20 protein-coding genes and 1 pseudogene are annotated in these 22,757 nt (G+C 67.3%); 16 read left to right on the forward strand and 5 right to left on the reverse strand.

Annotated elements, in window-relative coordinates:
* The first annotated feature begins 479 nt into the window (after positions 1 to 479).
* From ACMG4O_RS09935 to ACMG4O_RS09985, 11 genes are all read left to right on the forward strand, one after another.
* Entirely contained in the window at positions 480 to 2,117 is a 1,638-nt protein-coding gene (locus ACMG4O_RS09935) for a CTP synthase (protein ID WP_142950217.1), read from the forward strand.
* Positions 2,118 to 2,128: 11 nt separating this feature from the next.
* Positions 2,129 to 2,974: a 3-deoxy-8-phosphooctulonate synthase gene (gene kdsA, locus ACMG4O_RS09940; protein WP_335628478.1), complete on the forward strand. Its 846-nt coding sequence runs from the start codon at positions 2,129 to 2,131 to the stop codon at positions 2,972 to 2,974.
* 30 nt (positions 2,975 to 3,004) lie between these two features.
* Positions 3,005 to 4,297 carry a phosphopyruvate hydratase gene (gene eno / locus ACMG4O_RS09945; RefSeq protein ID WP_335628477.1) on the forward strand — a complete coding sequence of 431 codons (1,293 nt, stop codon included), beginning with the start codon at positions 3,005 to 3,007 and terminating at the stop codon, positions 4,295 to 4,297.
* A 63-nt stretch (positions 4,298 to 4,360) separates the two neighbouring features.
* On the forward strand, positions 4,361 to 4,672 hold the full coding sequence (gene ftsB / locus ACMG4O_RS09950) for a cell division protein FtsB (protein ID WP_142950214.1): 312 nt from the start codon (positions 4,361 to 4,363) through the stop codon (positions 4,670 to 4,672).
* Entirely contained in the window at positions 4,665 to 5,408 is a 744-nt protein-coding gene (gene ispD, locus ACMG4O_RS09955) for a 2-C-methyl-D-erythritol 4-phosphate cytidylyltransferase (RefSeq protein ID WP_370202283.1), read from the forward strand. Before ftsB ends, ispD begins: the two co-directional genes overlap by 8 nt.
* Positions 5,393 to 5,878 carry a 2-C-methyl-D-erythritol 2,4-cyclodiphosphate synthase gene (ispF, locus tag ACMG4O_RS09960; protein ID WP_194856906.1) on the forward strand — a complete coding sequence of 162 codons (486 nt, stop codon included), beginning with the start codon at positions 5,393 to 5,395 and terminating at the stop codon, positions 5,876 to 5,878. The genes ispD and ispF overlap by 16 nt, the downstream gene beginning before the upstream one ends.
* Complete coding sequence (truD, locus tag ACMG4O_RS09965) at positions 5,875 to 6,930, forward strand: tRNA pseudouridine(13) synthase TruD (protein ID WP_370202284.1); 1,056 nt, start codon at positions 5,875 to 5,877, stop codon at positions 6,928 to 6,930. The genes ispF and truD overlap by 4 nt, the downstream gene beginning before the upstream one ends.
* 40 nt (positions 6,931 to 6,970) lie before the next feature.
* Positions 6,971 to 7,627, forward strand: a complete 657-nt coding sequence (locus ACMG4O_RS09970; RefSeq protein WP_194856908.1) for a protein-L-isoaspartate(D-aspartate) O-methyltransferase — start codon at positions 6,971 to 6,973, stop codon at positions 7,625 to 7,627.
* On the forward strand, positions 7,624 to 8,547 hold the full coding sequence (locus tag ACMG4O_RS09975; RefSeq protein ID WP_194856909.1) for a DUF368 domain-containing protein: 924 nt from the start codon (positions 7,624 to 7,626) through the stop codon (positions 8,545 to 8,547). The genes ACMG4O_RS09970 and ACMG4O_RS09975 overlap by 4 nt, the downstream gene beginning before the upstream one ends.
* A 4-nt stretch (positions 8,548 to 8,551) precedes the next feature.
* On the forward strand, positions 8,552 to 9,331 hold the full coding sequence (locus tag ACMG4O_RS09980; RefSeq protein WP_228548211.1) for a peptidoglycan DD-metalloendopeptidase family protein: 780 nt from the start codon (positions 8,552 to 8,554) through the stop codon (positions 9,329 to 9,331).
* A 1-nt stretch (position 9,332) separates the two neighbouring features.
* Entirely contained in the window at positions 9,333 to 10,244 is a 912-nt protein-coding gene (locus tag ACMG4O_RS09985; RefSeq protein ID WP_370202286.1) for a cation diffusion facilitator family transporter, read from the forward strand.
* 557 nt (positions 10,245 to 10,801) lie between these two features.
* Here the strand turns inward: ACMG4O_RS09985 and ACMG4O_RS09990 are convergent.
* Both ACMG4O_RS09990 and ACMG4O_RS09995 read right to left on the reverse strand, forming a co-directional pair.
* Positions 10,802 to 13,498 (reverse strand): efflux RND transporter permease subunit, encoded by a 2,697-nt coding sequence (locus tag ACMG4O_RS09990; protein ID WP_414433728.1) that lies wholly within the window; start codon positions 13,496 to 13,498, stop codon positions 10,802 to 10,804.
* Positions 13,499 to 13,507: 9 nt separating this feature from the next.
* Positions 13,508 to 13,939: an SRPBCC family protein gene (locus tag ACMG4O_RS09995; RefSeq protein ID WP_414433729.1), complete on the reverse strand. Its 432-nt coding sequence runs from the start codon at positions 13,937 to 13,939 to the stop codon at positions 13,508 to 13,510.
* 164 nt (positions 13,940 to 14,103) lie between these two features.
* Here ACMG4O_RS09995 and ACMG4O_RS10000 point away from each other — a divergent pair, with 164 nt between their 5' ends.
* The 3 genes from ACMG4O_RS10000 to ACMG4O_RS10010 are packed head-to-tail and all read left to right on the forward strand — an operon-like array spanning position 14,104 to position 17,213.
* Positions 14,104 to 15,129, forward strand: a complete 1,026-nt coding sequence (locus ACMG4O_RS10000) for an AraC family transcriptional regulator (protein ID WP_414433730.1) — start codon at positions 14,104 to 14,106, stop codon at positions 15,127 to 15,129.
* 45 nt (positions 15,130 to 15,174) lie between these two features.
* Positions 15,175 to 16,038, forward strand: coding sequence for a fructosamine kinase family protein (locus tag ACMG4O_RS10005; RefSeq protein ID WP_194856713.1), 864 nt, complete (start codon positions 15,175 to 15,177; stop codon positions 16,036 to 16,038).
* An 8-nt stretch (positions 16,039 to 16,046) separates the two neighbouring features.
* Complete coding sequence (locus ACMG4O_RS10010; protein ID WP_414433731.1) at positions 16,047 to 17,213, forward strand: 4-phosphoerythronate dehydrogenase; 1,167 nt, start codon at positions 16,047 to 16,049, stop codon at positions 17,211 to 17,213.
* Here ACMG4O_RS10010 and ACMG4O_RS10015 read toward each other — a convergent pair.
* Positions 17,212 to 17,301, reverse strand: a pseudogene (locus tag ACMG4O_RS10015) (hypothetical protein); the annotation flags it as partial. The gene ACMG4O_RS10010 and the pseudogene ACMG4O_RS10015 sit on opposite strands and share 2 nt — an antisense overlap.
* Before the next feature lie 56 nt (positions 17,302 to 17,357).
* Between ACMG4O_RS10015 and ACMG4O_RS10020 the strand changes: the two are divergent.
* Positions 17,358 to 18,503, forward strand: coding sequence for an ATP-NAD kinase family protein (locus tag ACMG4O_RS10020; RefSeq protein WP_414433732.1), 1,146 nt, complete (start codon positions 17,358 to 17,360; stop codon positions 18,501 to 18,503).
* 386 nt (positions 18,504 to 18,889) lie between these two features.
* Here the strand turns inward: ACMG4O_RS10020 and htpX are convergent, their stop codons facing one another.
* Complete coding sequence (gene htpX, locus ACMG4O_RS10025) at positions 18,890 to 19,786, reverse strand: protease HtpX (protein ID WP_370202501.1); 897 nt, start codon at positions 19,784 to 19,786, stop codon at positions 18,890 to 18,892.
* Between the two features lie 120 nt (positions 19,787 to 19,906).
* Between htpX and ACMG4O_RS10030 the strand changes: the two genes are divergently transcribed.
* Entirely contained in the window at positions 19,907 to 20,830 is a 924-nt protein-coding gene (locus tag ACMG4O_RS10030; protein ID WP_142949352.1) for a class I SAM-dependent methyltransferase, read from the forward strand.
* Here ACMG4O_RS10030 and ACMG4O_RS10035 read toward each other — a convergent pair.
* Positions 20,790 to 22,748 (reverse strand): acyltransferase family protein, encoded by a 1,959-nt coding sequence (locus ACMG4O_RS10035; protein WP_414433733.1) that lies wholly within the window; start codon positions 22,746 to 22,748, stop codon positions 20,790 to 20,792. The two genes, ACMG4O_RS10030 and ACMG4O_RS10035, sit on opposite strands and share 41 nt — an antisense overlap.
* Positions 22,749 to 22,757: the final 9 nt, after the last annotated feature.

The following is a 22,757-nucleotide window of genomic DNA, read 5'->3' on the forward strand; positions in this document are numbered from 1 at the left end:
GCCCCGCTCACTGGGTAGCGTCACCGCCACGGGTTACAACACCCCCGGCCCCCAGGTAGGGAAGCTTGGAATCTCCCAAGGAGCGCCGGGATCGGGTGGGCCCGTCCAGGACCGTGTTTGGCCAGGGATGGCCAAACGCCGAGCCTACATGGATGTACTCGTGGCGTGTCCTGGACGGGCCCACCCGATCCCGGTGCGGGCTCTCTGGAGAGAAAGGTCTCTGGCATCCTGCCGGGAGCTTCGCTCCCTTTCGCGGGCATGGCCCGCTCCCACTAAGCCAAGACGATATTGGTTTCCCGGATAGCGCCTCTCTGGTATCATTTTTTGCCATCCTGACGTCGCCCAGGCGTCCGAAATCCGGCCATCCCGTATTTATCGAAGAGAACCTTTGCCCACCCCGGCGGGCAAGGGTATTTTTTTGGAAGGCGTTCGGGCTCCCGCAAGCGGGCGCGTTCAATCCATGACTTACTGGTGGGTGCATGGCACGTTTTATTTTTGTCACCGGCGGGGTGGTGTCCTCCCTCGGAAAGGGAATCACCGCGGCGTCGCTGGCTTCCCTGTTGGAAGCCCGTGGCCTGAAGGTCACCCTGATCAAGATGGATCCCTACATCAACGTGGATCCGGGCACCATGAGCCCCTATCAACACGGCGAGGTGTTCGTCACCGAGGACGGCGCCGAGACCGACCTGGATCTGGGGCACTACGAGCGCTTTATCCGCACGCGCCTGACCCGGCGCAACAGCTTCACCACCGGCCGCGTCTACCAGGACGTGCTGGATAAGGAGCGCCGCGGCGAGTACCTGGGCGCCACCGTGCAGGTGATCCCGCACATCACCGACGAAATCAAACTGAAGATCGAGCAGGGCGCCGGCGACGCCGACGTGGCGATCGTCGAGATCGGCGGCACCGCCGGCGACATCGAGTCGCTGCCGTTCCTGGAGGCGGTGCGTCAGCTGCGCGTGGAGCTGGGCTCCAGCCGCTCGCTGCTGGTGCACCTGACCCTGGTGCCCTACATCGCCTCCGCCGGCGAAATCAAAACCAAGCCGACCCAGCACTCCGTGAAGGAGCTGCGGTCCATCGGCCTGCAGCCGGACATTCTGGTGTGCCGGGCGGACCATCCGGTGCCCCAGGGCGCCCGCGAGAAGATCTCCCTGTTCACCAACGTGGAAGCGCGGGCGGTGATCTCGGCGCCGGACTGCAAGACCATCTATCAGGTGCCGCGGGTGCTGCACGAGCAGGGCATGGACGACATCATCGTGGAGAAATTCCACCTTGATCTGCCGGCGCCGGACCTGAGCGAGTGGGACCGGGTGGTGGAAGCGCAGCTCAACCCGGAACGCCAGGTCACCATCGGCATGGTCGGTAAGTACATTGATCTGGCGGACGCCTACAAGTCGCTGAACGAGGCGTTGATGCACGCCGGCATCGCCACCCGGGCGAAGATCAATATCCGTTATATCGACGCCGAGGACATCGAGCGGGACGGCACCGCCGAGCTGGGCGAAGTGGACGCCATTCTGGTGCCCGGCGGCTTCGGCGACCGGGGCACCGAGGGCAAGATCGCGGCGATCCGCTACGCCCGGGAAAACAAGGTGCCGTACCTGGGCATCTGCCTGGGCATGCAGCTGGCGGTGATCGAGTACGCCCGCCACGTGGCCGGCCTGACCGGCGCCCATTCCACCGAGCTCAAGCAGGACACGCCGGACCCGGTGGTGGCGCTGATCACCGAGTGGACCCGCGAGGACGGCAGCAAGGAGCTGCGGTCGGCAGCGTCGGACCTGGGTGGTACCATGCGCCTGGGCGGCCAGGAGTGCGTGCTGGTGGACGGCAGCGTGGCGGCGAAGTGCTACGGTAAGACGCACATTATTGAGCGTCACCGCCACCGCTACGAGGTCAACAACAACTACCTGGACAAGCTGGAAGCCGCCGGCCTGAAAATTGTCGGCCGCTCCCACGACGGTGAGCTGGTGGAAGTGATCGAAGTGGGCGACCATCCCTGGTTCGTGGCCTGCCAGTTCCACCCGGAATTCACCTCCACGCCGCGTGACGGCCACGGTTTGTTCAAGGGCTACGTGGAAGCGGCCCTGGCGGCGCACCGGACGTCGTCCGCCATCTGAAGGAGTAGAGCATGCGGAACATCACCATCGAGCTGGGTGATCTGGCGTTCGCCAACGACCGGCCCATGGCTCTGTTCGGCGGCATGAACGTGCTGGAATCCCGCGACATCGCCCTGCGGGTGGCCGAGGCCTACGCCGAGGTCACCGGCAAGCTGGGCATGCCCTGGGTGTTCAAGGCCAGCTTCGACAAGGCTAACCGCTCGTCGCTGCACTCCTACCGGGGCCCGGGCATGGAAGAGGGCCTGAAGATCTTTCAGGAGATCAAGGACACCTTCGGCTGCCCGGTGATCACCGACGTGCACGAGCCCTACCAGGCGGCGCCGGTGGCGGAAGTGGCGGACATCATCCAGCTGCCCGCCTTCCTGGCACGGCAGACCGACCTGGTGGTGGCGATGGCCCGCACCGGCGCCATCATCAATATCAAGAAGCCGCAGTTCCTGGCCCCCCAGGAGATGAAGCACATTCTGCACAAGTGCGAAGAGGCCGGTAACGAGCGGCTGATTCTGTGCGAGCGCGGCTCGTCGTTCGGCTACAACAACCTGGTGGTGGACATGCTCGGCTTCGGCATCATGAAGCAGTTCGGCTACCCGGTGTTCTTCGACGTGACCCACGCGCTGCAGATGCCCGGCGGCCGTTCCGATTCCGCCGGCGGGCGCCGCCAGCAGGTGGCGGAGCTGGGTCGCGCCGGCATCAGCCAGGGCATCGCCGGGCTGTTCCTGGAGGCCCATCCGGACCCGGATAACGCCAAGTGCGATGGCCCCTGCGCCCTGCGTCTGGACCGCCTGGAGCCATTCCTGACCCAGATGCAGACCCTGGATAATACCGTTAAGGCGTTTCCCGCCTTCGACAACCATTGAACCCGATTTCGTTTCTGGAGACCGTCTCCCATGTCCAAGATCGTTGACGTCAAGGCCCGCGAGATTCTTGATTCCCGTGGCAACCCCACCATCGAAGCCGATGTGATTCTGGAGAACGGCGAGCGCGGCAGCGCCTGCGCGCCCAGCGGTGCCTCCACCGGTTCCCGCGAGGCGCTGGAGCTGCGTGACGGCGACAAGAGCCGCTACCTGGGCAAGGGCGTGACCCGCGCCGTGGGCAACGTCAATTCACAGATCCGCGAGCTGCTGGTGGGCCGCGACGCCGCCGATCAGCGCGCGCTCGATCAGGCCATGATCGACGCCGACGGCACCGAGAACAAAGGCAACCTGGGCGCCAACGCGATCCTGGCGGTGTCCCTGGCCGCCGCCAAGGCCGAGGCCCAGGCGCAGAACAAGCCGCTCTACGAGTACATCTCCGATCTGCAGGACGACGACAACGAGTACTCCCTGCCGGTGCCGATGATGAACATCATCAACGGCGGTGAGCACGCCGATAACAACGTCGACATCCAGGAGTTCATGATCCAGCCGGTGGGCGCGCCCACCGTGGCCGAGGCGATCCGCTACGGCGCCGAGGTGTTCCACGCTCTTAAAGGGGTGCTGAAGAAGCGCGGCCTGAACACGGCGGTGGGCGACGAGGGCGGCTTCGCCCCGGACCTGCCCAGCAACGAAGCGGCGCTGGAAGCGATCATGGAAGCCATCGAGATCGCCGGCTACAAGGCCGGCGACGACATCACCCTGGCCCTGGACTGCGCCTCCAGCGAGTTCTACAAGGACGGCAAATACGTGCTGGCCGGTGAGGACCGCACCATGGACGCCGCCGGCTTCGCCGACTATCTGGCCGAGCTGTGCGACCGCTACCCGATCATCTCCATCGAAGACGGCATGGACGAATCCGACTGGGACGGCTGGAAGACGCTCACCGACAAGCTCGGTGACAAAATCCAGCTGGTGGGCGACGACCTGTTCGTCACCAATACCAAGATTCTGCAGCGCGGTATCGACGAGCACATCGCCAACTCGATTCTGATCAAGTTCAACCAGATCGGCTCCCTGTCGGAAACCCTGGACGCCATCAAGATGGCCAAGGACGCCGGCTTCACCGCGGTGATCTCCCACCGCAGCGGTGAGACCGCCGACACCACCATCGCCGACCTGGCGGTGGCCACCGCCGCCGGTCAGATCAAAACCGGCTCGCTGTGCCGCTCCGACCGGGTGGCCAAGTACAACCGGTTGATCCGCATCGAGGAGGAACTGGGCCGTGCCGCCTATAACGGGCGCAAAGAGTTCCGGTTCCTGGGCTGACGCCAGCATGGCCGGCCGTAGCGTTCCGTTCCCCGGCCGTGGTCAGGCGCCGTGGGGCGCGCGATGAAAGTGTCGCCCGCCCGCCAGGTGGTGCTGGCCGTACTGGCGCTGGTGCTGCTGGTGTTGCAGGCGCGCCTGTGGTTCGGCGAGGGCAGCCTGCGCCACGTGGCCAGCCTGGAGCGGCAGGTGGAAGTGCTGAATGCCAAGAACGCCGAACTGGCCGAGCGCAACCGCCTGCTGGCCGCCGACGTGCGTGACCTGAAAGAAGGCACCGAAGCGGTGGAGGAGATCGCCCGCAAGGATCTCGGCATGATCCGTGACGGCGAAAGCTTTTTCCTGATCGTGGAGCCCCAACAGGACCCGGACCGTGACTGAGCGCCGCTCTCTATCCTTGCCGCCTCCCTTGTTCGCCGTGGTGCCCGCCGCCGGTGTCGGCGCGCGCATGGGCGCCGGGCTGCCCAAGCAGTACCTGACCCTGCAGGGCCGCACCCTGGCCGAGCATACCCTGGGCCGGCTGCTGGCCTTCGCGCCGTTGCAGGCGGTGGTGGTGGCGGTGGCCGACGGCGACCCCTGGTGGCCGGAACTGGCGGTGGCCGGCCATCCCCGCGTCACCAGCGTCACCGGCGGCGACAGCCGCGCCCGGTCGGTGCTGGCCGGAGTGGCGGCGGTGCTGGAGCGGGCGCCGGACGCCCGCGTACTGGTGCATGACATGGCGCGGCCGCTGGTGCGGCTGTCCGATATCCAGGCGCTGCTCGACCATGACGACCGGGGCGACGGCGCGATCCTGGCGCGGCCGGTCACCGACACCATCAAGCAGGCGGACGCGGACACCCGTATCCGAGCCACCCTGGACCGGTCGCTGATCTGGCGGGCGCTCACCCCCCAGCTGTTCGACGCCCGCCGTCTGCACGACGCCCTGCTCAGCGCCCTACGCGACGATCCCGAGGCGATCACCGACGAGGCCTCGGCGCTGGAAGCGGCCGGCGCCCGGCCGGCGCTGGTGGCCGGCCACGCCGACAACATCAAAATCACCGTCCCGGAAGATCTGGCGCTGGCGCGCTTTTATCTCCGGGCCCAGGAAGAGGAAGGGCTGGCATGGCAATTCGTATAGGCCAGGGGTTCGACGTGCACGCCTTCTGCGAGGGCGACCACGTGATGCTGGGCGGTGTGCGCATTCCCCACGAGCGCGGCCTGAAAGCCCACTCCGACGGCGACGTGGCCCTGCACGCCCTGGCCGACGCGCTGCTCGGCGCCCTGGCGCTCGGCGACATCGGCCACTACTTTCCGGATCACGATGAGCGCTGGCGCGGCGCCGACTCCGGCGGCCTGCTGCGGGCGGTGATGGACGGCGTCAGCACCGCCGGCTGGCGCATCGGCAACCTGGACCTGACGGTGATCTGCCAGGCGCCCAAGCTGGCCGACCATATCGCCCCCATGCGGCGCCGCATCGCCGGCCTGCTGGACTGCGGCATGGATCAGGTGTCGGTGAAGGCCACCACCACCGAGCGGCTCGGGTTCACCGGCCGGGGCGAGGGCATCGCCGTGCAGGCGGTGGTGCTGCTCACCCACGAGGACCAATGAGCCGCGACGCCGACCTGCCGGCGCCGCTGCCGGCCACGCCCGCCGCCCACGGCGGCCCCTTCGGTAAAGCGCTGCTGCGCGCCGGCTTCGAGGATTTCCGCGTCACCGAGATCATGAACGTGGTCCCGGAAGGCGAGGGCGAGCATCTCTGGCTGGAGATCGAAAAAACCGACTGGAACACCGAGGACGTGGCCCTGTGGCTGGCCAAACAGGCCGGCATCCACCGTCTTGCCGTAGGCTACAGCGGCCTCAAGGACCGCCGTGCCGTGACCCGCCAGTGGTTCAGCCTGCATCTGCCCGGCAAAGCGGACCCGGACTTCCCCTGGCCGGCGGGCCTGGTCGCTCTGCAGGCGCGCCGTCACCGGCGCAAGCTCAACCGGGGCACGCACCGCGGCAACCGCTTCGAGATCGTGCTGCGTGAACTGGACGCTGACCGCGACGCCCTGGAGCGTACCTTGCATACCCTTTCCGAGCGCGGCGTACCCAATTACTTCGGTGAACAGCGCTTCGGCCGGAGCGGCGGCAACTGGCAACGCGGCCAGCAATGGCTGTTGGGCGGCGAGGCGCCCCGTAAGCGGGCGCTGCGCGGTATCTGGTTGTCGGCGGTGCGCAGCGGCCTGTTTAATCGGGTTCTGGCCGAGCGGGTGCGCGAGGGTGTCTGGGACCGGCCGCTGGAGGGCGATATCCTCCAGCCCCGTGACAGCCGCGGGCTGTTCGAAGCCGACCAGGACGCCAGCGCCGGCGCCCGCGTGGCCGCCGGCGAGGTGCACCCCACCGCCCCTTTGCCGGGGAAGGCGGGCATGGCATCATCGGCGGCTTGCCGGCAACTGGAAGCGCGCGCCCTGAGCGGCTGTGACGCCCTGGTCGAGGCGCTCGCCGGGGAAGGGGTGGACGCCGCGCGCCGGGCCACGCGGTTGCCGGTGAATGGCTTACAATGGGCCTGGAGCGAGGGCGACGTGCTGACGCTGGGGTTTGATCTGCCCACCGGCGCGTTCGCCACTACGGTGCTCGCCGAGTTGGTGGAAACACATACGCCGGTCAACGATAACTAAACCTCCGGCGCGTCATTGGATTGGGGATGCATTAACACACATGAACACAGAGCTGCGCGGTATTGGCATGACGTCGGCACGGACCCGGGAAAGGCTGATCAGCCGCCTGCGGGAAGCGGGCATCGAGGACGAGCGCGTTCTCGAAGTGATCCGCAACACCCCCCGTCACCTGTTTATCGACGAGGCCCTGGCTCACCAGGCCTATGACGATACCGCCTTGCCCATCGGTTACGGCCAGACCATCTCCCAGCCCTGGGTGGTGGCGCGCATGACCGAGCTGCTGATCGCCGACCGGGTGCCGCCCAAGGTGCTGGAGATCGGCACCGGCTGCGGCTACCAGACCGCCGTGCTGGCCGCGCTCTGCGAGCAGGTGCATTCGGTGGAACGGATCCGCCCGCTGCAGGACCAGGCGCGCCGCCGGCTGATCAGCCTGGGCATGGCGCGGGTGCAGCTCAAGCACGCCGACGGCGGTTTCGGCTGGAAAGCCGCCGCCCCCTTCGACGGCATTCTGGTGGCCTGCGCGCGCCCGGATATTCCCGATGAACTGCTCGGCCAGCTGGCCGACGGCGGCCGCCTGGTGATGCCGGTGGGCGACCGGGTGCAGAAGCTCACGGTGGTGGAGCGTCACGGCGACGACATCACCACCCGGGCCCTGGACACGGTGCGCTTCGTGCCGTTTCAACGGGGCGTGCAATGAGCGGGCCCTGGCGTCCCGGCCTGTTCCTGCGGGGCATGGCCATGGGCGCCGCGGATGTGGTGCCCGGTGTGTCCGGCGGCACCCTGGCGCTGATCACAGGCATCTATCAGGAACTGATCGATACCCTGGGCGGCATCGGCCCGCGCCTGCTGGGCGTGTGGCGGCGCCAGGGTTTCCTGGCGTTCTGGCGGGCCGGCAATTTTACCTTCCTTTGCACGCTTTTGGCGGGAATCCTCACTAGCATTGCGCTACTGGCCCGGATGATCGGCTGGCTGCTGGAGAACCATCCGGTGCCGGTATGGGCGTTCTTTTGCGGTCTGATCCTGGCCAGCATCGTGATGGTGCTCAAGCCGCTGCAACAGCGCGGGGTGACGCAGGGCGTGGCCTTCGTGATCGGCACCACGCTGGCGGCGCTGATCGCCCTGGCTCCCGGGCTGGGCGCCTACCCGGTGTCGCCGCTGATCTTTTTCCTCGGCGGGGCGCTGGCGATCTGCGCGATGATCCTGCCGGGCATTTCCGGCAGCTTTATTCTGTTGCTGCTGGGGTTGTATCCCTCGGTGCTGGCCGCGGTGGAGCAGGGCGACTGGCCCCTGTTGCTGGCGTTCATGGCCGGCTGCGCCTGCGGCTTGCTGGCGTTCGTGCGGCTGTTGAAATGGCTGCTGGCGCGCCACCACGACACCGTGATGGCGCTGCTCGGCGGTTTCATGGCCGGCTCCCTGGTGAAGCTGTGGCCCTGGCGGCTGAGCGTGGAGGGCGGTGTCGGCGACCGTTGGCTGTGGCCGGCGGAGTACGCCCGCGCGGTGCAGGGCTCCAGTGAGCTGCCCGCGGCCCTGGTGATGACCGCGGTGGGTCTGGTGTTGGTGTGGTTACTTTCTTTCGCCGCGCCCGGGCATAATGAGGTCACTGAAACGGACGAGTAACCTTTTGCGTGTTTTGCTCTCCACATTGTTGTCGCTGTGTCTGTGCGGCTGCGCGGTAGGGAATCCGCCGCCGGTGGTGGACATCTATCAGCGCGACAGCAAGGCCACCAAAGTGACGTCGGGCAGCCACCGGGTAGCGCGTGGCGAAACCCTGTATTCCATTGCCTGGCGTTACGGCTGGGATTACCGGGCGCTGGCCGAGGCCAACGACATCGACGCGCCGTACACCATCTATCCCGGCCAGACCCTCTCTTTCGCCGGCGGCCCCAAGCAGGCCACCCGGCCGTCCCGCCCGCCCGCCTCGTCGAGCAGTGCCCCGGCCAAGCCGTCGTCCTCGTCGTCCGGCGCCGCCAAGGCGGAACCGGCCCCGCCGCCCGCACCCAAACCCAAGCCGAGCACCGACACCGGCCCGGTGAACTGGCAGTGGCCGGCCTCCGGTGAGGTGCTGGAACGTTTCTCCAAGGCCTCCGGCGGGCGCCGCGGCATCACCATCGGCGACCGCGAGGGCAGCCCGGTGCGCGCCGCCGCCGACGGCCGCGTGGTCTACCGGGGCAGCGGCCTCACCGGCTACGGCAACCTGCTGATCGTCAAACACAACGACCGCTGGCTGAGCGCCTACGCGCACAACAGCAGCCTGCTGGTGAAAGAGGGCGACCGGGTCAGCGCCGGCGACAAGATCGCCACCATGGGCGCCAGCGGCACCTTCCGCACCCAGCTTCACTTCGAGATCCGCAAGGACGGCCAGCCGGTGGACCCGCTCACCGTGCTGCCGAACCGGTCCTGATATGAACGCCGACAGCGAACGTCAGCAACGCCGCCTTCTGACCCTGGCCGCCAGCGCCTCGGTGGCCACCGCGCTGGTATTGATCGCGGTGAAAACCGTGGCCTGGATGATGACCGGCTCGGTGAGTCTGCTGGCGTCCCTGGTGGACTCGGTGATGGACTCCCTGGCGTCGCTGATGAACTTCGCCGCGATCCACTATTCGCTGGTCCCCGCCGACGACGAGCACCGCTTCGGCCACGGCAAAGCGGAAGCGCTCGCCGGCCTCGGCCAAGCCGTGCTGATCGGCGGCTCGGCGCTGTTTCTGCTCAAGGAAGCGGTGCTCAAACTGATCGAACCGGCGCCGCTGGAGGCCACCGCCCTGGGCGTCGGGGTGATGGTGTTCTCGATCCTGCTCACCGCGCTGCTACTGCTGCTGCAGCGCTATGTGGTGCGCCGCACCGGCTCCACCGCCATCGACGCGGACGCGCTCCATTATCTGTCCGACCTGGCGGTGAACCTGGGCATCATTTTCACACTGATCGTGGCCGGCTACGGCTTCGAGGAGGTCGACGGCATCGTCGGCCTGGCGATCGCGCTCTATATTCTGCGCTCCGCCTGGAAAATCGGTTGGGACTCCACCCAGCTGCTGCTCGATCATGAGCTGCCCGGCGAGGTGCGCGACGTGATCAGCGCGGTGGTCGCCGAACAGGAAGACGCGCTCGGTTTCCACGACCTGCGCACGCGCCAATCCGGGCGCACCCAGTTCATCCAGCTGCACGTGGACATGAACGAGACCTTGTCGCTGCGCGACGCCCACGACCTCGGCGAGCGCATCCGCGCCGGCATCGTCGAGCACTACCCGGCGGCGGAAGTGATCATCCACCACGACCCCGTCGCCGAGCGCCCCCACGTGCCCATCGACGACCACCACTAGCGGCCCCTTTGGGGTGGGGCCCTCCAACTGGGCCGCGGGTCATAGCACGGATTGTGCGAGCGGGCCTTGCCCGCGAAAGGGAGCGCAGCTCCCGGCAAAGGTTGCCCCGCAGTATCCCAGAGACGCTGGTTCTTCAGGTGTTCGGTGCTCCGTATCCGAGACGCGGTGCAATGGTGGTGCCTTCCGGGACCGCTCAAGCCATCCATGGCCGCTGTTAGTTTGGCCGTCCCTGGCCAAACAGCTCCCTCCAGGCACCACCATTGCCCCGCTCACTGGGCAGCGGAACCGCCACGGGTCAGAAACGCCGCCCGGACCTTTCTACGAAGTGGGTTTGTGGCGGTGAATTTCCCAAGGAGCGCCGGGATCGGGTGGGCCCGTCCAGGACCGTGTTTGGCCAGGGATGGCCAAACGCCGAGCCTACAGGGATGTACTCGTGGCGTGTCCTGGACGGGCCCACCCGATCCCGGTGTGGGCTTTCTGGAGGGAAAAGTCTCTGGCATCCCGCCGGGTGGCTAAAAGCCACCCTTTCGCGGGCGGGGCCCGCTCGCACAGGGCTATTACTCCGCCATGTTCGTGGTGGGCCCGGCGCGGAGCTTGGGTTTGACGCTCATCAGCAGCGCCGGCAGCAGGGTCAGGTTGCTGAGCAGCGCCACCAGCATGGCCAGGCCGGTGAGCAGGCCGAAGTAGACGCTGGGGTTGAAGTTGGACAGCGACAGAATCGAGAAGCCGGCGATGATCACCAGGGAGGTGTAGTACATCGCCTTGCCGATGGAGCCGTGGCAGCGGCGCACGGTGGCGCGGTAGTCGCCGTCGCGGGGCAGCTCCTCGTGGAAGCGGTGCACGTAGTGGATGGTGTCGTCCACGGCGATGCCGATGGTGATGGCGGTGATGGTGATGGTCATCAAGTCCAGCGGCAGGCCGATCCAGCCCATCAGGCCGAGCACCGAAGCGGCGCTCACCAGGCTCGGCACCATGCTGATCAGCGCCACCGGCAGGGACCGGAACAGCACCAGCAGCATCAGCATGATCGCCGCGAACACATAGCCCAGGGTTTTGATCTGCGAGTCGAACAGGCTCTGCAGCATGTTGTTGTAGAGCACCATGGCGCCGGTGAGGTGCAGTTGCTCCGGCTGCAGGTCGAATTTTTCCAGCATGTCGGCGCGGATCTGTTCCAGCAGCTGGTTGCGGTTGAGGCCCTTGTAAGAGTCCACCACGCGCACGCTGATGCGGATCTGGCGGCCGTCGCCGGACAGGTAGGGGCTCACCAGTTGGGAGCGCAGGTCGTCGGGAATGAAGCTGGCGAGCAGCATCAGCTGCACATAGCTGAGCGGGCCCTCGTTGATTTTCTTGGCCACCTCGTAGGTGGTGGCGATGGACAGCACCTTGCCGGTTTCCGGCAGGGATTCCAGGTAGCGCTCCATTTCGATAATGCGGTCCAGCCGCTGGGGCGTGTACCAGTAGGCGCCTTTCAGGTTGGGACCGTCGCTGGCGCGGGCCTGGCCGGATCCGCCGCTATCGGCGAAGGGGTCGTCGCCGGCGGGTTCGCCGAAGCCGTCGTCACCGCTCGACGCGAAGGGGTCGTCCTCCACCGCGCCGAAGCCGTCATCGCCGTTGGCAACGGCGCCGTCGCCGTCGTCGGCGAACGGATCCGCTTCCACCGCCTCGAAGCCGTCGGCGCTTTGTGCCGTGTCGCCGCTGTTTTGTTGCGTGGCGCGCGGGGTGTTGTCGGCCTGTTCTTCCGGGGCGTCGATGACGATATCCAGCGGCGTGGTGCCGCCCAGCTTGCGGTCGATCTGCAGCATGCCCTGGTAGATTTCGGTATCTTCCTGGAAGTAGTCGATAAAGCGGGTTTCCACCGTCAGCCGGGTCATGCCCCACACCGCGGCGATCAGCGCCAGCCCGGTGAGCAGCAGCAACGGTAACCGGCCGCGGTCGGCGAAGCCGGCGAAGGCGAGGGTGATGCTTCGCGTCAGGTCACGGCCCTGGCGCGGCCGGCCCGGCGACAGCGGCGCCAGCAGGGCGGGGAACAGCAGAAAGCAGGTCACCAGCGCGACGCCGATGCCGATGGTCATCATCCAGCCGAAGTCGATCACCGGGCGGATGTCGCTGATCACCAGCGAGGAGAAGCCGACCATGGTGGTGAGCACCATGTAGATGCTCGGGCGCATCATGTGGGCGGCGGTTTCCTTGAGCAGCCAGGCCTGGTCGGCGTCCGGGTTTTCCTCATGGAGTTCCCGGTAGCGCACCGTCAGATGGATGGTGATCGACATGGTGATGATCAGCAGCAACGACAGATAGTTGCTGCTGATCACGGTGACTTTCCAGTCCATCCAGCCGAGCCAGCCGGTCACCGCCAGGGCGGTCACCGCGCAGCAGGCCAGCGGTACCACCACCCAGCGCGGGCGACGGAAGATCAGGAACAGGGTGAGCACCAGGAAGATCAGCACGCCCAGGCCGAACACCTTCAGGTCGGACTCGATAAAGCGGATCATGTCCGAGGCGATCATCGGCACGCCGCCCAGGAACAGCTGCGCCTGGTCCCGGTAGCCGTCCATGATGCTGCGAATTTCGCTGACTTCCTGCTGGGTGCGGGCCTGCACCTGGCTGTGGTAGTCGCTGAACTCGGCGGCGACCTGTTCCAGCTGCTCCGCTTCCTGATCGCTCAGCTCGCCGGCGCGCTCGCTCTCGCGCAGGGCGTTACGCCGGTTGAGCAGCTCATAATAGCGTTCGTCCCGTTCGAAGGTGAGCAGCAGGGCGGTGGTGCCGCCGTCCTCGCTGACCAGCAGGTCCTCGTAGAGCGGGTTCTCTTCGGTGAACTCCTGCTTGGCCAGGCCCAGGTCCACGCCCGGGTCGCGCAGCGTGCGGTAGCCGTCGGACAGGTCGGTGAACGCCACCTTGGGGCTGAACAGCAACGGCACGTCGAGGAAACTGTACACCGAGCCGACCCGGTCCACGCCTTTCAGTTCGTCCTGCAGCGCCTGAATATGGCGCAGGGTGTCCTGCTGGAACAGCGGCCGGTCCTTGGGGGTGTAGGTGACCACCACGAAGTCGCTGCCGCCGTATTGCTTGGCGATCTCCCGGTAGTATTCCAGCGCCTTATCGTTTTCCAGCGTCAGGGATTCCGCCGACGCATCCAGTTTGAAGTCGGTGGCCTGCCAGGCTGCCACCGCGCACAGCGCGCCCACGGCGGCGAGCCAGAACAGGGGATGGCGAAGAACCAGCCGGCAATAGGCGCGAAACAATCGAGACGTCATCAAGAATCCCTAGAACATGGCGGCGAATTCGCGGGCGAAGCGCTGATCGAAGCGATGGATCAAGCGGCCCGCGGGCAGCGTCAGCAGGGTCATCAGCCCTTCGGACCACTCCTCCTGATGGACCCGGCAGCCACCCTCACCATCGTCGATAAAGGTGAAACGGTGCGTGATGCTGGCCATGGGCAGCTCCAGCCCCCAGGCGATGGATTCGTTTTCGCGGTATTCCTGGACGCGCACCACCACCGGCGCCGGCGGCAGACGGGGCAGGTCGGCCACGAACAGCAGCGCGGCGCCTTCGCGCCACTCACCGCCGAACAGGCGCGCATGGCGAACCACGGAACACCAGTCCGCCCAGCCGTTCACCTGGCTGAACAGGGAAAAGGCCTGGCGCCGTGACGCCCGGGTCTCGGTGACTTCGTCGATGAAGTAACGTTTCAGCATGCGGTCCTCGTGACGGGCGTATTCGTGACGGGGGTAAGAGTACCCATCATGGGGCCGCGCCACCAGTTCCGGCGCGGGTTGAATCGGGCCATTCGCCTTTGGTCTGCTTGACCGCCGGCACGCCTCTGCCTAGCGTCGACAAAAAAATAACAAAAGGAACCCTCATGGTGGATCAACCGCTGCCGGCGGGCACGGCCCCCGGTTTGCTTGATATCGTCCTGCGTGGCCGCCCGGATCGGGCGACTCTGTTCCAGCAGGCCGGGTTGGACGCGGATACCGTCGCCGGCGGCGACGGCCACCTGACCTCCGCGCAACTGGACGCGCTACTCGGCACCGCCTTTACGCAAGCCGGGGACCCGTTGTTCGGGCTGCGCGTGGGGCGCGCCAACCACTACCGCGACCTGGGGCCGCTGGGCGCCTTGATGGCCGCCTCCGAGACCCTGGAGCAGGCCCTGCTGGTATTGCTGCGTTACCGGGAACTGATGCTGCCCTATCTGGCGCTGGCCCTGCATCGCGGGGAACACCAGTGCACCCTCACGGTGAGCGGCGGCGAAGCGCTCGCCGTTACCCACACCCGCGCCCATAACGATCTGCTGCTCGCCACCCTGGTGGCCCTGGGCCACTCGCTGCTGGGTGGGCGCATGCCGATTCAGCGGGTGGCGTTCCGCCATCCTTGCCCGCCCGATCAGGAGCTGGATGAGTACCGGTCGTTTTTCCGTTGCGCGCTGCAGTTCGACCAGCCGGCCAACGCCCTGGTGTTTTCCCCGGCGTTGCTGGGGCACAGCCTGCCCGCCGCCGATACCGCGCGGCGGCGGGACCTGGAACGGACCGCGGACGAAAAGCTACAGGCACTGCGGCGGGTCGGCGGCGTGACCGGCCAGGTGATCGAGCAGCTGCACGCCGGCCTCGGCGAGCGGCCGCTGACCGTGCATCTGGTCGCCGACCGGTTGCAGATGACCGCGCGCACCCTGCAGCGCCGGCTGCACCACGAAGGCGCGCAGTTCGCCCGCCTGCGCGACCAGGTGCGCATGGAGTACGCCTGCCGGCGGTTGCGCCGCGGTGACTGCGACATGCCGGAGCTGGCCCGCCGTCTGGGTTTTTCCGACATCGCCAATTTCTACCATGCGTTCCGGCGCTGGACCGGTTGCGCGCCCGGCGCCTACCGCAAAAATCAGGTGCGCCGCCGCTGAACCCTTACGGTTTTCGCGCCGCCCCGGCTCTCTTACCATAGCGCCATGATAACCAGTGAACGGATCCAGGCGGCCCTGGCGGCCCGCCACGGCCTGCCGGTGCGGCATTGCCGGGTGGACGCCCTGGGCGGCGGCGACACCGGTGCCACCTTCCAAGTCGATTTGAACGGCCGACCGGCGTTTCTTAAATGGCTGCCCGACGTCGATGCCCTGGACGCGGAGGCGGACGGGCTGGCGGCGCTGGCCAAGGCGATCCGGGTGCCCGAGGTACTGGACCACGGCGACCTGGCCGGAGGGCGGGCGTTATTGCTGGAGTGGCTGCCGTTGGCGGCACCCGGCGAGCCGTTCTGGCCCGCGCTCGGCCGTGCCCTGGCCGCCTTGCACGGCGTGGAGGGTGAACGCTTCGGCCATCACCGGGACAACTGGATCGGCGCCAACCCGCAATACAACAGGCCGGACACTGACTGGCCGCGCTTTTTCGTTGAACAACGGCTGCTGCCGCAACTGCGCTGGGCCCGTGACCGGGGCCTGGAGGCCGCGGTGGGCGAGCGGCTGGAGCGGGTCATGGCGCGGGTGCCGGCCTGGCTGGCGGGCCTGAGCGTTCGTCCGGCGCTGGTGCACGGCGATCTCTGGCGGGGCAATGTGGGCACCCTGGCGGGCAACCGCCCGGTGGTGTTCGATCCGGCGGTGTACTACGGCCACGCCGAGGTGGACCTGGCCATGCTGTCGTTGTTCGGCCGGGTACCGGAGACGTTTTACCGGGCCTACGGGCAAAACCCCCGGGCGGTGGATTTTCAGCATCGCGTTCGGCTTTACAACCTGTATCATTTGCTCAACCACTTCAATCTGTTCGGCGGTGGCTATGCCGGCGCCGTAGCCGACAGCGCCACCGCCTTGCTGCGTGACTGAGATAGCCGATGCACATCGTCGCCGACGAAAACATGCCCGCCCTGGATGACTTTGAGCGCTTGGGGCGGGTGACCCGCGTGGACGGGCGAAGTCTGACGCGGGCCGACCTGCGCGACGCGGACATCCTGCTGGTGCGCTCGGTGACGCCGGTCACGGAAGCCTTGCTGGCCGATACACCGGTGCGGTTCGTGGGGTCCGCCACCATCGGCACCGACCATGTGGATCTGGACGCCCTGGACCGGCTGGGCATCGCCTTTGCCTGCGCGCCCGGCTGCAACGCCCGGGCGGTGGCGGAATACGTGCTGCAGGCGTTGCTGATGGCCAGCCAGCACCACGGTCGCCCCCTGCGCGGCAGCACCGTGGGCGTGATCGGCCTGGGCAATGTGGGCGGCCTGGTGGCGGCCTGGCTGCGCGCGCTGGATGTGAAGGTGCTGGGGTGCGACCCGCCGCTGGCGCGCGCCGGCCGGGTGACCTCGGTGTCGTTGGACGAGGCGCTGGCGGCGGACGCCGTCACCCTGCATGTGCCGCTGATCAAAGGCGGCGACGAGGCCACCCGGCATTTGCTGGACAAGACCCGGCTGCGGGCGCTCAACCACGAGCAAACGCTGATCAATACCTGCCGGGGTCCGGTGGTCGATAACCAGGCCCTGAGCCGGCGTCTGGCGCGCGGCGACGGGCCTTTGACCTTTCTCGATGTGTGGGAAGGGGAGCCACGGCTGAACCCGGCGTTGCTGGAGCAGGTGTTCAACGGCTCCCCCCATGTCGCCGGTTACAGCGTGGAGGGCAAGCGCCTGGGCAGCGCGATGCTCTACCAGGCCTGGTGTTGCTGGATGGGGGAACCGGCGCCGGCGGCGCCGGCTGTGGCGGAGCGGCGCACGCTGGCTCTGGATGTGGAGGACGAAAGCCAGCTATTGGCGCTGCTGCGTTACGCCCACCGGCTGCCGGAAGACGACCAGCGGCTGCGGCGCAGCCTGCGTGAGAGCGACCCCGGCGCCGCCTTCGACCGGCTGCGCAAGCAATACCCGCCCCGCCACGAACTGCATCACTGGCGCCACCAGGGCAAGGTGGCGCCGTCGCTGCGGGCGCTGGTCAGCCTGCTTTTCGAGTCGAACGCTTCGGGTAGCGCCAGGCCTGTTCCAGCTCTTCACAGGCCCGCAGGATCATCGCCTCGGTGATGGGAATCTCGCGGCCCTGATCGTCGAGGACGGCGGCGCCGTGGAAGTCCGCGCCACGGGGCGTTTGTGAATAGGACAGGCAGCTCATGCTAAGGTCTCCGGCGTTGCGTCCCGGCCATTGTTATAAAGAGACATGATCGTTTTATGACAAACATCGAGAATCGCCTGGTCCTGGGCGTGCTGGTCAACCCGTTCGCCGGCGTCGGCGGCGCCGTGGGCCTCAAGGGCAGTGACGGCAGCGACACCCGCGAGGAAGCGCTGCGGCGCGGCGCCACGCCCATGGCGGTGGACCGCATGAGCCGCGCCCTGGCCGGTCTGGCCGCGCGCACCAGTGGTCTGGAGGTGCTCACCTGGGGCGGCGCCATGGGTGAGGACAGTTGCCGGGCGGCCGGGCTGCCGGCGCGTTCGCTCGGCGAGCCGCCGTCGCCCAGCGAAGCCGATGACACCCGCCGCGCCGCGCGCGCCCTGGTCGATGCCGGCGCGCAGCTGCTGCTGTTCGCCGGCGGTGACGGCACCGCCCGGGATCTGGTCGATGCGCTCGGCGAGGACGACGTGCCGGTGCTGGGCGTGCCGGCGGGCTGCAAGATGCACTCCGCCGTTTATGCGATCAACCCGGAAGCCGCCGGCGAGTTGCTGGCGGAGCTGGTGGACGGCGGCCTGGTGGCGCTGCACGAGGCCGAGGTGCGCGACATCGACGAAGAGGCCTTCCGCGCCGGGCGGGTCCAGGCGCGCCACTACGGCGACCTGAACGTGCCCGCCGAGGCCCGCTACCTGCAGCAGGTGAAGTGCGGCGGCCGCGAGGTGGAGGACCTGGTGGTCACCGAGATCGCCGCCTGGGTGATCGACACCCTGGAGCCGGACACCTATTACCTGGTGGGCTCCGGGTCCACGGTGGCGGTGGTGATGGAACAGCTGGGTCTGCCCAACACTCTGTTGGGCGTGGACATTATCCGCAATGAGGAAGTGGTGGCCGCGGACGTGGGCGCCGACCGGATACTCGAGGTGATCGGCGACGCCCCGGCCCGGGCCCTGCTGACCGTGATCGGCGGCCAGGGCCATCTGTTCGGGCGCGGCAACCAACAGTTCAGCCCGGCGGTGATCCGGCGCCTGGGGAAGGGCCGCATCGACATTCTCGCCAGCCGCACCAAGCTGGGCACCCTGGAAGGGCGCCCGCTGGTGGTGGACACCGGCGACGCCGAGCTGGACCGGTCCTTATGTGGGCTCTGGCCGGTGATCAGCGGCTACGAGGACACCCTGCTATACCGCGTCGCCACCGACGCCGGCCACTAAGGCGAAGCGGCTTCAGCCTGGAGCCGTCGGTCTTCCCGTTGTTGAGGCTCCGAATCCGGGACGCGGTGCAATGGTGGTGCCTTCCGGGACCGCTCAAGTCGTCCCTGATCGCTGTTAGTTTGGCCCTCCCTGGCCAAACAGCTCCCTCCAGGCACCACCATTGCCCCGCTCACTGGGCAGCGGAACCGCCACGGGTCGAAACGACGCCCGGACCTTTCTACAAAGCCCTGGCGGCGAATCTCCCAAGGAGCGCCGGGATCGGGTGGGCCCGTCCAGGACCGTGTTTGGCCAGGGATGGCCAAACGCCGAGCCTACAGGGATGTACTCGTGGCGTGTCCTGGACGGGCCCACCCGATCCCGGCGCGGGCCCTCTGGAGGGAGAGACGTTACCCGTAGCGCTTTTCGTTGAGCGCCTGGATGCGATCGTCCAGCGGCGGGTGCGAGCGGAACAGGGCGGCCAGGCCGTGGCGCACGCCGCTGTTGATACCGAAGGCGACCAACGAATCCGGCATCTGGTTGGGCACCTCGTACTCCGCTTTCAGGCGCTGCAGGGCGCTGACCATGTCACGACGGTCGGCCAGTTGCGCGCCGGCCACGTCGGCGCGGTATTCCCGGCGCCGCGAGAACCACATGACGATGGTGCTGGCGGCGATGCCGAAGATGATCTCGGCAATGAACACCACGATGTAGTAGCCGAAGCCCAGGCCGCCTTCGCCGTCGCGGCGCAGGAAGCTGTCCACCACCGAGCCGACCACGCGGGCGGCGAAGATCACGAAGGTGTTCACCACGCCCTGGATCAGGCTCAGGGTGACCATGTCGCCGTTGGCCACGTGGCCGATTTCATGGGCCAGCACGGCGCGCACTTCTTCCGGGCGGAAGCGCTGCAGCATGCCCTGGGAGACCGCCACCAGGGCGGCGTTCTTGTTCCAGCCGGTGGCGAAGGCGTTGGACTGCTGGGCGGGGAACACGCCCACTTCCGGCATGCCGATGCCGGCTTTCTCGGACAGCTCGCGGACCGTGTCCAGCAGCCATTTTTCGCCGCTGTTGGAGGGCTGCTTGATGATCTGCGCCCGGGTCGACCACTTGGCCATGGGCTTGGATATCAGCAGTGAAATAAACGAACCGGCGAAGCCGAACACGGCGCTGAAGATCAGCAGGTTGCCCAGATCCAGTCCGGTGCCGCTTTGCGCCAGATAGGAATTCACGCCCAGCAGGCTGAGCGTGATACTGGCCACCACGATGACCGCCAGGTTGGTAAGCAAGAACAGCGCGATGCGCATCATTGAGGTCGATCTCCAAAACCAAAAGGACGTTGTCAAACCGATCGTTAAATGGGGGCGGCGCGGTTGTCTTCAAGCGCCCCGGCGGCGATACTCGCCGGTTTCCATCGGTCCTTGATGCGCATGCCTTCCCCCGATTCGATAGACCTGCTCAGCCCCTTTCTGGTTCCCCCGAGCGACGCTCGCCACCGGCTTTTTCACGGCCGTGGCAAGACGCTGCCCGGCTGGGAAGGGCTCACCCTGGACCGGTTCCCGCCGGTGCTGGTGGCGACCCTGTTCGACGACTACCCTCCGGCCACGCTGGCGGCGCTGGAGCAGCGCCTCGGCGAGGCCCTGCCGGGGCTGGGTTGCGACACCCTGGTGTTCCAGCACCGCCACCGCCGGCCGGCGGTCACCGAGGTGCGGCGCGGCGCTCTGCCGGAGACCGCCTGGGCGGAGGAGGCCGGCCTGCGCTACCGGCTCGATTTCCAGCGCGGCCAGAACCTGGGGTTCTTCGCGGACATGGCGCCGGGGCGGGCCTGGCTGCGGGAGCGCGCCGAAGGCAAGCGGGTGCTCAACCTGTTCAGCTTTACCTGTGCGTTCTCCGTGGCGGCGCTGGCCGGCGGCGCCCACTCGGTGGTCAACATCGACCTGTCCCGGCCGGCGCTGGCGCTGGGCCGGGAAAACCAGAACGCCAACGGTTTCGCCGACGCCCGGGTGCATTATCTGCCGCATAACGTGTTTCGCAGTTGGAAGAAGCTGCACGCCCTGGGCCGTTACGATCTGATCGTGGCGGACCCGCCCAGCGCCCAGAAGGGCAGCTTTCTGGTGGAACGGGACTACCCCAAGGTGCTGGCCCGGCTGAGCAAGCTGCTGGCGCCGGAGGCGGAACTGCTGCTTTGCCTGAACGCCCCCTGGCTGCCGGCGGACTGGTTGCGGGAGCAGGCGGCGGAGCGGCTGCCCGGCGCCGCCTTCGAAGGCCGGCTGCCGGGCGCGGCCGGTTTCGACGAGGCCGCCGAACCGGCGCTCAAGGCGCTGGCGTACCGCTATCGGCGGCCGGCGCCTTAAGCGGTTTCAGGGGGTTGCCGAAGCGCGCCCGGAACGCCTGGCCGATTTCCTGGGCGCCGATGTAATTGAGATGGCTCTCGTCGCGGTAGAGCGGGATGCCGTCCAGCACCGTCTGGCAACGCTCCGCGTCGCACAGCACGCGGCTCGGGTCGATCCAGTTCACGCTCGGGAAGCGTGCCTGCACGTCGCGCTGGAAGCGGTTGAAGTCGCGCCGCTGGTCGGCCGCGTCGGCGGCGTCGATGCTGCAGTCTTCCAGGCCCTTCAAGCGGCACTGCGCGTGCGCGTCGGAGGGCAGCTCCGGCACCCCTTCAAGCACCACCACCCGGTGGCCCTGGTCGAGTAGCCAGTCGATGGTGGCCACGAAGTAGTCGTGGAAGTCCGTCGACCGCAGGTAGGAGTTCCACCAGGCCGAGATAAACACCGTCATCGGCTCCTGCTTGAGGTACTCGGTGAGGGCCCGGTTGCGCACGATCTTCTCTTCGTCGCCGGGGAACGCCTGCTCCGTCAGCTCACCGGGAATAAACGGCGTGGAGGCCTGCGTGACCATCAACAGGGACAGGTCGGTGCTCTCCAGGAAGACTTCCATGAAGCCGATCAGCGCGATGGCGTGGGAATCGCCGATCAGCACGCTGTCCGGCCGCTCACCCTCGGCCAGCGGCTGGCCGAACAGGCAGGCTTGGTCGCGCACGAAATCCCGGGTGGGGCCTTTGAAGCACGGCTCGTGCACGTCGGCGCTGTCGTTCTGCACGATGATCTTGTAGAGGTCGCGGCGTTCCTCGGGGATGCGGAAACTGAGGTCGTCGGCGATGCGGATGGTGGACTGGATCGCCCAGATGATCAGCAGCGGCACCAACACCAGAATCTTGAAGGCCCGCTTGAAGTTCCAGGGGCGGCGCCGCAGCGGGTTTTCCACCAGCTTGTAACCCAGCCAGGACGCCAGCAGTACCGCCGCCAGCAGGCCCAGACGGATCGGCCAGGTCAGCTCGATCAGCTGGTAGTGCAACAGCGCCACCGGCGGCCAGTGCCACAGGTACAAGGAGTAGGAGAGCCCGCCCAGGAACACCATCACCGGCAGGCTGAGCAGGCGGGCGGTGACCGTGCCCGGCTGCACCAGCCCGGCCTGGATCACCATGGCCGTGCCCAGCGTCGGCCACAGGGCGTTGAAGCCGGGGAAGGGATCGTTGCTGGTCAGGAATACGGCGGTGGCGAGAATCATCGCCACGCCGGCCACCGCCAGCGCCTCCGCCTGCCTGGGCCCCAGCGCCGGCAGGCGGTGGCCGTACAGGGCCACGCCGGCCCCCAGCATGAATTCGAACAGCCGCGCCGGCGGCAGATAAAACGCCGCCTTGGGGTGGGTATGGGCGAGGTAGACGGAGAGCAGCAGGGCGGCGATCAACAGGGCCAGGAACACCAGCGGCGAGCGGGTCAGCCGCCCGCTGCGCCAGGCCCACAATGTCGCCGCCGGCCACAGCAGGTAGAACTGCTCTTCTACCGCCAGCGACCAGGTGTGCAGCAGTGACAGGCTGCGGGTTTCCGGCGCGAAATACTGGCTCAGTTCAGTGAAATAGTAGAGGTTGCTGATCCCCATCAGCGACGCCAGCCAGCTCTTGGCGAAGATGTAGTAATCGTCGCCGATATAGAACGGCGAAATAATCAAAAAGGTGACGGTGGAGACCAGCAGAAAGGCCGGCACCAGGCGGCGGATACGGCGCGCATAGAAGTCGCCGAAGCGGAAGCCGCCCTGGTCCATCTGACGGGTCAGCAAACCGGTGATCACGAAACCGGAGATCACGAAAAACACGTCGACGCCGATAAAGCCGCCGCTGATACCCGGAAACTCAAAGTGGTACACGATGACCAGTAAAACGGCGAGCGCCCTCAGACCCTCGATGTCCGGGCGGTATCGTAAAGCTGTCATTGTTTCCCC

This window comes from Alloalcanivorax venustensis, from assembly GCF_047495515.1.
Lineage (GTDB): Bacteria > Pseudomonadota > Gammaproteobacteria > Pseudomonadales > Alcanivoracaceae > Alloalcanivorax > Alloalcanivorax venustensis.